Annotated in this window: 8 protein-coding genes, 1 other RNA gene and 1 pseudogene; all 10 read right to left on the reverse strand. The window is 70.8% G+C overall.

Features of this window, described 5'->3' with window-relative positions; genetic code table 11:
* Window positions 1-614: pseudogene (gene mraY / locus V7D28_RS11410) on the reverse strand (phospho-N-acetylmuramoyl-pentapeptide-transferase); the annotation flags it as partial.
* Window positions 614-2,011, reverse strand: a complete 1,398-nt coding sequence (locus V7D28_RS11415) for a UDP-N-acetylmuramoyl-tripeptide--D-alanyl-D-alanine ligase (protein WP_333587508.1) — start codon at window positions 2,009-2,011, stop codon at window positions 614-616. The pseudogene mraY and the gene V7D28_RS11415, both read right to left, overlap by 1 nt.
* The gene (locus tag V7D28_RS11420) at window positions 2,004-3,458 is read right to left on the reverse strand and encodes a UDP-N-acetylmuramoyl-L-alanyl-D-glutamate--2,6-diaminopimelate ligase (RefSeq protein WP_333587509.1); all 1,455 of its coding nucleotides are present in this window, start codon (window positions 3,456-3,458) and stop codon (window positions 2,004-2,006) included. The genes V7D28_RS11415 and V7D28_RS11420 overlap by 8 nt, the downstream gene beginning before the upstream one ends.
* Window positions 3,458-5,218: a peptidoglycan D,D-transpeptidase FtsI family protein gene (locus V7D28_RS11425; protein ID WP_333587510.1), complete on the reverse strand. Its 1,761-nt coding sequence runs from the start codon at window positions 5,216-5,218 to the stop codon at window positions 3,458-3,460. Before V7D28_RS11425 ends, V7D28_RS11420 begins: the two co-directional genes overlap by 1 nt.
* Window positions 5,215-5,538 (reverse strand): cell division protein FtsL, encoded by a 324-nt coding sequence (gene ftsL, locus V7D28_RS11430; RefSeq protein WP_333587511.1) that lies wholly within the window; start codon window positions 5,536-5,538, stop codon window positions 5,215-5,217. The genes V7D28_RS11425 and ftsL overlap by 4 nt, the downstream gene beginning before the upstream one ends.
* The gene (gene rsmH, locus V7D28_RS11435; RefSeq protein ID WP_333587512.1) at window positions 5,535-6,470 is read right to left on the reverse strand and encodes a 16S rRNA (cytosine(1402)-N(4))-methyltransferase RsmH; all 936 of its coding nucleotides are present in this window, start codon (window positions 6,468-6,470) and stop codon (window positions 5,535-5,537) included. The genes ftsL and rsmH overlap by 4 nt, the downstream gene beginning before the upstream one ends.
* On the reverse strand, window positions 6,467-6,937 hold the full coding sequence (locus tag V7D28_RS11440) for a division/cell wall cluster transcriptional repressor MraZ (RefSeq protein ID WP_333587513.1): 471 nt from the start codon (window positions 6,935-6,937) through the stop codon (window positions 6,467-6,469). The genes rsmH and V7D28_RS11440 overlap by 4 nt, the downstream gene beginning before the upstream one ends.
* 267 nt (window positions 6,938-7,204) lie before the next feature.
* Window positions 7,205-7,610: RNase P RNA component class A (gene rnpB / locus V7D28_RS11445), an RNA gene on the reverse strand.
* Between the two features lie 43 nt (window positions 7,611-7,653).
* Window positions 7,654-8,262 (reverse strand): FMN-binding negative transcriptional regulator, encoded by a 609-nt coding sequence (locus V7D28_RS11450; protein ID WP_333587514.1) that lies wholly within the window; start codon window positions 8,260-8,262, stop codon window positions 7,654-7,656.
* Window positions 8,262-8,464, reverse strand: a 203-nt coding sequence (locus V7D28_RS11455; RefSeq protein WP_333587515.1) for a peptidoglycan-binding domain-containing protein, incomplete at its 5' end; no start/stop codon positions are given. The genes V7D28_RS11450 and V7D28_RS11455, both read right to left, overlap by 1 nt.

Consider the following 8,464-nt stretch of genomic DNA (forward strand, 5'->3'; position numbering starts at 1 on the left):
CCGTCGGTGAAGTTCACCGCATTGGCCGCGCCCACGATCACGAAGGCGCCGAACACCAGATAGAACCAGCCCAGGTCCAGCAGCAGGGTCTTGAAGATCGGGAAGGCCAGAGACGTGGGCAGGTCCGGCGATTCCGCCGTTCGCCCGCCGTACATGACCAGGATCGCCACCGCGGCCAGGGCCACGCCGACCTCTAGGATCAGCCGCAGACGGCTGGAGACGCCGGCCGTGGTCTGCTTGGTGACCTTGGCGTAGTCGTCGGTGAAGCCCAGCAGGCCGTAGCTGCCGGTGACGAACAGCACCACCCAGACATAGACGCTGGTCAGGTCCGACCACAGCAAGGTGCCGACGAACAGGCCCGCTAGGATCATGACCCCGCCCATGGTGGGCGTGCCGGCCTTTTCGACGATGTGGCGTTCAATGCCCTCGGCGCGGATCGGCTGGCCCTTGCCCTGCTTGGCCTGCATCCAGCGGATGAAGCGCGAGCCCATGGCGATGACCACCAGCTGGGCGGTGAAGACCGCCATGCCGGTCCGGAAGGTCAGATATTTCAGCAGGTTGAGTAGGGGCACATGCCCCTCGGACGCCAGCTGCGTATAGAGCCAATAGAACATCAGCCCTGATCCCCCTGCGCACGGCCGAACGCGGCGAGAGCGGCGGCGACCGCACCCGCTTTCGAACCGTTGGACCCCTTCACCATCACCACATCGCCGGGCTCTACGGCCTGGACGACCTGCGCCCCAATCTGGGCCGCGCTCTCGGCGTACCCTCCCCGTCGAGTCGACGGAAGGGCGTCAAAGAGCGATTTCATGAGCGGACCGGCGCAGAACACCAGGTCCACCTGGGCCCGCTCCAGCGGCTCGGCCAAGGCGCGGTGGAAGTCCGGGCCGGCCGGCCCCAGTTCCAGCATGTCTGTGAGAACCACGACCCGTCGCCCCTCGACCTTGCGCGCGCCCAGCGTGGCGATGGCGGCGGCCATGGAGACCGGGTTGGCGTTGTAGCTCTCGTCGATCAGGGTGAAGCGCCCGCCCCGCACCGACAGCTGCTGTTCGGCGCCCCGGCCGACCATGGGCTCGAAGGCGCCCAGAGCCGTCAACGCCAGGTCGCGGGATACCTCCAGCGCCTCAAGCATCAGCAGGACGGCCATGCTGTTGAGTCCCCAATGCAGGCCCGTCTGCAGGATGGGGAAATCCAGGCTCTCGCCCCGCAGCCGCGCCTTGATGCGCGCCGCGCCGCCCTGCGCCTGAAAGTCCAGGAGCTGGGCGTCGCAGCCCGGCCCCTGGCCGAAGCTCGCCACCACCGCGCCTTGGGCGCGGGCGCGGGCGCTGAGCTCATCGAACCAGACATTGTCGGCGTTCAGAATAGCCAGGCCGCCCGGCGCCAGTCCGTCGAAGATCTCGGCCTTGGCCGCGGCCACCCCGGCCTCGCCGTCAGGGAAGTTCTCCACATGCACCGGGCCGACCGTGGTGATGACCACCGCCTGCGGACGCACCATCTGCACCAGGGGCGTGATTTCCCCGGCATGGTTCATGCCGATCTCGAAGACGGCTCGCTCGGTGTCGCGGGGCATCCGCGCCAGGGTGAGCGGCACGCCGATGTGGTTGTTGAAGGACTTGACCGAGCTGTGGGCCGGGCCGGCGAGGGACAGTCCCAGCCGCACCGCCTGCGTCACGCTCGTCTTGCCCACCGAGCCGGTGACCGCCCCGCGCCGCGCCGCGGGCGCGCGCTCGCGCGCCGCCACGCCCAGGGCTTCCAGCGCCCGCAGGGTGTCGTCCACAAGGACGCCGGGCCCCTCGGTGGGCCGCGAGACCAGGGCGGCCACCGCCCCCTGGTTGCGGGCCGCAGCGATGAAGTCATGCCCGTCCCGCGCGCCGGCCAGGGCGATGAACAGGTCGCCCGGCTCCACCGAGCGGCTGTCGAAGGTCAGACCTTGCACGGGCAGGTCGGCGCCGATCCGCTGACCGCCGACGGCCGCGGCGATCTCGCCCGTGGTCCAGAGGGGTTCAGTCATCGGCCGCTCCCAGGGCGTCCAGGGTGACGGCCACATCATCGAAGGGATGGACGACGCCGGCGATGGTCTGGCTCCGCTCATGGCCCTTGCCGGCCACCACCAGCACATCACCCTCGCGCAGCATGGCCACGCCGGTGCGGATCGCCTCACGGCGGTCCCCGACCTCCAGGGCGCCCGGGACTGCGGCCAGGATCTGGGCCCGGATCTCCGCCGGCGCTTCACTGCGCGGATTGTCGTCGGTGACGATGGCCAGGTCGGCCAGTTCGGCGGCTGCGGCGCCCATCAGCGGGCGCTTGGCCTTATCGCGGTCGCCCCCGGCCCCGAACACCACAATCAGGCGGCCCCGCGCATGTGGGCGCAGGGCCTTCAGCACCGTCTCCAGGCCATCGGGCGTATGGGCGTAGTCCACATAGGCCTCGCCGCCGCGGGGACCTGCGCCCACCCGCTGCATTCGGCCGGCCGCGCCCTCCAGGCGCTCAAGGGCGGCCATGACCGTCTCGATACTCTCGCCCGCCGCCAGGCATAGCCCCGCCGCCGCCAGGGCGTTGCCGGCCTGAAACCCCCCCGCCAGGGGCAGGCGAAAATCGAACACCCGGCCCTCATAGGCGATGGACAGCCTCTGGCCGTCCGGCTGGGCTTCCCGCCGCATCAGGCGCAGATGTTCGCCGGTCTCGCCCACGGAGCAGAGCCCCTGCCCCGACTGCACCGCCGCGGCGGCGAAGGCCGCAAAATCGGGAGAGTCGGCGTTCAGCACCGCCGTGCCGCCGCGCGGCAGGAGGCTGTCGAACAGGCGCAGCTTGGCCTGGCGATAGACCTCCATGGAGCCGTGATAGTCCAGGTGGTCCTGGGTGAGGTTGAGGAAGCCCGCCGCCGTCAGGCGCACGCCGTCCAGCCGCCGCTGATCCAGACCGTGGGACGAGGCTTCCAGGGCCACGTGGGTGACGTCCAGGGCCGCCAGCCTGGCCATGAGTTCGGCCAGATCGCCGGCGTCGGGGGTCGTCAGCCCCTCCGGCGTCAGTTGTTCGTCCAGGCCCGGCCCCACGGCGCGGACCCCCAGGGTGCCCATGCTGGCGGCGCGGCGGCCGGCGCTGGCGAAGATCTGCCGGCAGAAGTTGGCCACCGAGGTCTTGCCGTTGGTGCCGGTCACCGCCACGCAGACCGCGGGCTGCGCGCCATGGAAGGCGGCCGCCGCCAGGGCGTAGGCCCGGCGCGGATCATCCACCACCACCACGGGGGCCTCGACGCCGTCGATCGGGCTGGGCGCCAGGATGGCCGCGGCGCCGGCCGCAGCGGCCTGGGCGGCGTAGGTCCGGCCGTCGGCCACGGCGCCCGGCAGGGCGGCGAACAGAAAGCCCGGCTTGACCTTCCGGCTGTCGGCGGTGACGCCGAGGATCTCCGGATCGGCGTCCAGGTCTCGCTGCAGAATGTCGGACAGACGGGCCGGCATCAGAGACCACCCCCGTCCAGGTCGGCCACCGAGGCCAGCCGCGGCTGGTTCTCCAGCGGCCCCACGTGACGCTTCACCCCCAGGAAGGGGGCGATGCGGCTGATCACCCGCCCGGTGGCCGGCGCAGCCACCCAGCCGCCGGTGGAATAGCCGAAGGTCTCGGCCGTGCCCTTGGGCTCGTCCAGCAGGATGAGCACGAAGTAGCGGTCGTTCTCCAGCGGCCCGTCGGAGGGGAAGACCGCGGCGAAGGAGGAGACCTGACGCTTGCCGTTGTAGCGGCGGATCTCGGGGTCATACTTCTCGCCGGTGCCGGTCTTGCCGCCGACGCTCAGGCCCGGGGCGTCGGCCTTGCCGCCGCTGCCGCCGGTGACATTGGCCCGCATGATCTGAAGCATCTGGGCCGAGGTGGTCTCCGAAAGCACGCGCTCGCCCTCTGGCGCCGCGCCGGGCGCCAGCTTGCGGATGGTCAGCGGCACGCGACGCCCGCCGTTCAGCAGGGGAAGCATGGCTTCGGTGAGCGCCAGCGGGGTGACGTTCATGCCATGGCCGAAGGAGGTGGAGGCCACGGCGTCCTCGTTCCAGACCCGCGGGGTGAGCGGAGAGGCCGACTCCTTGAGCTCGACATCGGCGCGGGTGGTCAGGCCCAGGGCCTGGAAATAGCCGGCCAGACGCTCGGCGCCCACGCCCACCGCCAGTCTGGCGGTGCCGATATTGGACGAGTGCTGGAACACCTCCACGAGGCTCAGCACCTTTCGGGTGGCGTGATAGTCGTGGATCGTGCGGTAGCCGAGCTTGTAGGGCTCCCGCGCATCGAAGGTGGTGGCCATGGTCGCCACCCCGGCGTCCAGGCCGATGGCCACAGTGAAGGCCTTGAAGGTCGATCCCATCTCAAAGACGGTGGAGGCCGCCCGGTTCAGACGGGCGTCGGCGTCGGCCGCGCCCGGCGCATTGGGATCGAAGTCGGGATAGCTGGCCAGGCCCAGAATCTCGCCCGTATGGACATTGGCCACGATGCCCACGGCACCCTTGGGCCGGTAGGCTTCCGCCGCGCCGCGCAATTCGTCTTCCAGGGCGCCCTGCACCCGCAGGTCGATGGACAGGGCCACTTCGCCGCCGCTGCCCGCCAGGCCGCGGATTTCGTCATTGAGGGCCAGCTCCACCCCGGCCAGACCCTGACCGCCGGTGTCGGCGAAGCCCAGCAGGTGGCTGGCCGTGTGGTTCAGCGGATAGACCCGGCGCTGCTCGGGCTCGAAGGTGACACCCGGCAGGCCCAGGCGATGAACCTCGGCGCGTCGCACGGGCGTGAGGCCGCCCGCCAGATAGGCGCGGCGCTGGCCGCTCAGCACCCGCTCCACCCGCTCGGCGCTCACCTCCGGGAGGACCCGGCGCAGGGCGGCCGCCGTGGCGTCGGCGTCCCACACCTCGGACGGATCAATATAGACGCCGTAGTGCAGAAGGTCCGCCGCCAGCAGCCGGCCATTGCGGTCCACCAGATCGGCGCGGGAATAGGGGGGCGTCCAGCCCGGCGATCCGGCGCGGACCGCGTCCGAGAAGAGGGCCGCGTGAGTGGCCCCCGCGGAGAGGGCGCAGAATCCGGCGACGAAGACAAGCATCACCACGAAGATGCGCAGGCGCGTGTCGTCCTCGACGCGGCCAGAGGCGCGGGCCCGCTCAAAGGCGTGCTCCAGGCCCCACAGCCCCTGGCCAAGCCAGCGCAGGCCGAAGGGAAACCGCCGGGGAAGCGCGTCGCTCACACTCATCGGCGGGCCTCGGGAACCGCCAGGTGATAGAGGGTGTCGGGGGTCGCTTCCTGCTTGGGCGCCACCGGCGCCATGTCCAGATAGGTGGTGGACAGGTGCTCCAGCCGGGAGGGCTGCTCCAGATGCGCCACCTCGGCCTCCAGCAGGCGGATGCGCGACTTCTCCGCAACGATCTGACGTTCGACCCGGGCGATCTGGGCGCGCTCGCGGCTGGCCATGGTCTTGGCCAGATAGACGCTCATCACCAGCGCCACCAACAGGCCGAAGGCCACCACGTCGATCAGGCGAAAGCCGCGGATCCGGCGGTTGATCAGGCTCATGACGAGGCCTCCCACACCGGGGCCTCGGTGCGCACGGCGGCGCGAAGCTTGGCCGAACGGGACCGGGGATTGGCGCCCTGCTCGGCCTCGGACGGAGCCTGCGCGCCGTTGAAGGTCAGACGGAAGCTCGCCGGCGCCTGGGCCACGCTGGGCGGCAGGTGACGCGATCCGGCCGGCGTGCGGCCGGCGCGTTCGGCGAGGAAGGTCTTCACGATGCGGTCCTCGAGCGAATGGAAGGTGACCACGGCCAGGCGCCCGCCCGGCCGCAAGACTCGCTCGGCCGCCACAAGCCCCGCCTCCAGTTCGGCCAGTTCGTCGTTCACGGCAATACGCAAAGCCTGGAAGGCGCGGGTGGCGGGGTGCGCCTTTGCGCCGCGCCGTCCGCCCAGCACGCCTTCGATGAAGTCGGCCAGTTCCGCGGTGCGGGTGAAGGGCTGTTGCACCCGACGCCGGGCGATGGCGCCGGCGATCCGCCGCGACTTCTTCTCCTCGCCATAGAGCCAGAGAATGCGCGCCAGGTCTTCGGGCTCAGCGGTGTTGACCAGGTCCGCCGCGCTCTGCCCCTCGGCCCCCATGCGCATGTCTAGCGGGCCGTCCCGCAGGAACGAAAAGCCGCGCTCGGCCTCGTCCAGCTGCATGGACGAGACACCCAGATCAAGCGCCACGGCGTCGGCCCCGCCCTCGCCCAGCACCTCGGCCATGTCCGAGAAGCAGGCGCAGACCAGGGTGAAGCGATCGGCCGGAAGGTCGGCGGCGAAGCGCGCGGCGCTGGGATCGCGATCAAAGGCGGTGACCCGGGCGCCGGCCGCCAGGAAGGCGCGGGTGTAGCCGCCCGCGCCGAAGGTGCCATCCACCGCGTGGTCGCCCGAGGACAGCTCAAGGGCGGCCAGAACCTCGTCCAGCAGGACGGAGACGTGAGGCGCCGCACTCATGGCGCCCCTCCGCCCAGCCGCGCGGCGCGCTGGTCGGCGCGCAGACGGGCCAGCCCCTCCCGCGCCAACTCGCGCTGAGCCGAGCGATGGGCCTGGAAGGCCTCCCGGGGCCAGATCTGAAAGCGGTCGCCGAGCCCCACGATCACCACCCAGTCGGTCAGACCGAAGAGCTCGCAGAGCGTCTCCGGGAGGGTGATGCGGCCCGCCGTGTCGAAGGACATGCGCGCCATGCCGCCCAGGACCGAGGTCTCCAGGGCCGAGCGCAGGGGGTCGCCGAAGTCGAGCTCCTCGATCAGCCCCACATAGCGGTCGAACAGCGCCTTGCCGCCGCCCTCAATGCAATCGGCCTCGATGGAAGGGAAGCAGACCACCCCGTCGAAGGGGCCGGACACCAGGGCGCGGAACTCCTGCGGCACCACAAGGCGGCGCTTGGCGTCGAGCTGTTTCTCGAACGTCGAGACGAACATCCCCGCGCGCAGCCCTTCCCTTCACGGCCCCCACGGCCGCTGATCGCCACCCCGCTCGAAGGAGCAGAAGCGGCCGCCCGCCCTGCAGCGAACGACAATTGGGTTAACATGGGATGGATTGGGCCGCAATGACTCCAAAGCCTGAAAAGCCGAGAAAACAAAGATGTCGCACCAGCATTATGGTTAACGCCGATAAACTTTCCACAGAACATACATGGAACACATTAAGTATAGAGGGGCTTGCGCCGGTCTGGGGTGGGGGGAAGACGGATCAGACGGCCTATAAGCCGGGTTCTGTGCCAACCCGTCCCAGGCGAACCCAGGACGGGCGCGACGGCCATTCCTCTGGACCGGACCTCGCGGACCGGTTCTCGCGACCAACCCGGACCCCTCGGGCCGACGACGGCCCTGCCGAGCGCCGGTTAGGGCGAAGCGGCGCGGGATCCCTATTCGGTCTTGCTCCTGGCGGGGCTTGCCATGCCGTCGATGTCACCACCGACGCGGTGCGCTCTTACCGCACCCTTTCACCCTTACCCGTCACGGGGACGGGCGGTTTGCTTTCTGTGGCGCTATCCCTGGGGTCGCCCCCGGCGGGCGTTACCCGCCGCCATGTCGTCGTGGAGCCCGGACTTTCCTCGACCGCTTTCGCGGCCGCGGCCGCCCGGCCATCTGATCCGCGGCGACACATGAGGCTCCCCGCCCCTGGGGTCAAGGTGTCAGTCTGAGGCGCCCCGTCCCATCAGTCGCGCCACAGGATGGTGCCCCAGGGCCTGGGCCACCCGCGCCTGCTCGCTCGCGGGCTTGTTCTGCGACAGCTTGAACGTGCCCTCCAACCGCCGCACCCGCAGCCTGAAGCCCGTGATCGCGCCCAGCATGGCCTCGAACCGTCCGGGCGACATCTTGTCCCGCGTCCAGGGCGGCTTGGGGGTCAGGCGGGCCTCGGCCTGGGCCGAGAGCGCGTCCAAGAGCGCCACGAGGCCGGCCTCGTCCAGGGTTGAAACCGGCCCCTCGGCCTCCACGGCCACATAGTTCCAGGTGGGGACCTGGTCGGGGCGCGCGTACCAGTCGGGACTGACATAGGCGTCCGGTCCCTGGCTCACGGCCAGGGCGTCGGCGCCGGCGGCCAGGATCGGGGTCAGGGCGTTGTTGCGCGACAGGTGGAAGTCCAGGACCACCTCGTCCCCTGCCTGGCGGACGATCGCCGGAGCGTGCGCCACCCGCAGCCCGCCAGGCGCGCTGGCGAAGACCGCGAGGAAGGGGTTTTCCGCCAGCCAGGCCAGAAGTCCTTCCCGCTCTGGGGCGGCGAAGGCGGCGGCCGGGTGCATCAGGCGGCCGCCCGCAGCAGGGCGATAAGCCGGGCGCGGGTCTCGCCGTCGGCCACCCCGTCCACCTGCTCGGGCCGCCAGTGGCGCTGGAAGGCGCTGACGATGGTGGCGGTGTCGGCGTCGAACCGCCCCGAGGGCGGGCAGTCATAGCCTAGCCGGGTGAGTCCGGCCTGCAGGGCGAAGACCCCGGCCCCCGCCTCTC

The sequence above is a fragment of the Phenylobacterium sp. genome (assembly GCF_036723115.1).
Classification (GTDB): domain Bacteria; phylum Pseudomonadota; class Alphaproteobacteria; order Caulobacterales; family Caulobacteraceae; genus Phenylobacterium.

Coding starts and splice junctions, on each gene's coding strand:
- V7D28_RS11415 (WP_333587508.1), bottom strand. CDS start 2,011: ATGACTGAACCCCTCTGGACCACGGGCGAGATCGCCGCGGCCGTCGGC.
- V7D28_RS11420 (WP_333587509.1), bottom strand. CDS start 3,458: ATGCCGGCCCGTCTGTCCGACATTCTGCAGCGAGACCTGGACGCCGAT.
- V7D28_RS11425 (WP_333587510.1), bottom strand. CDS start 5,218: ATGAGTGTGAGCGACGCGCTTCCCCGGCGGTTTCCCTTCGGCCTGCGC.
- ftsL (WP_333587511.1), bottom strand. CDS start 5,538: ATGAGCCTGATCAACCGCCGGATCCGCGGCTTTCGCCTGATCGACGTG.
- rsmH (WP_333587512.1), bottom strand. CDS start 6,470: ATGAGTGCGGCGCCTCACGTCTCCGTCCTGCTGGACGAGGTTCTGGCC.
- V7D28_RS11440 (WP_333587513.1), bottom strand. CDS start 6,937: ATGTTCGTCTCGACGTTCGAGAAACAGCTCGACGCCAAGCGCCGCCTT.
- V7D28_RS11450 (WP_333587514.1), bottom strand. CDS start 8,262: ATGCACCCGGCCGCCGCCTTCGCCGCCCCAGAGCGGGAAGGACTTCTG.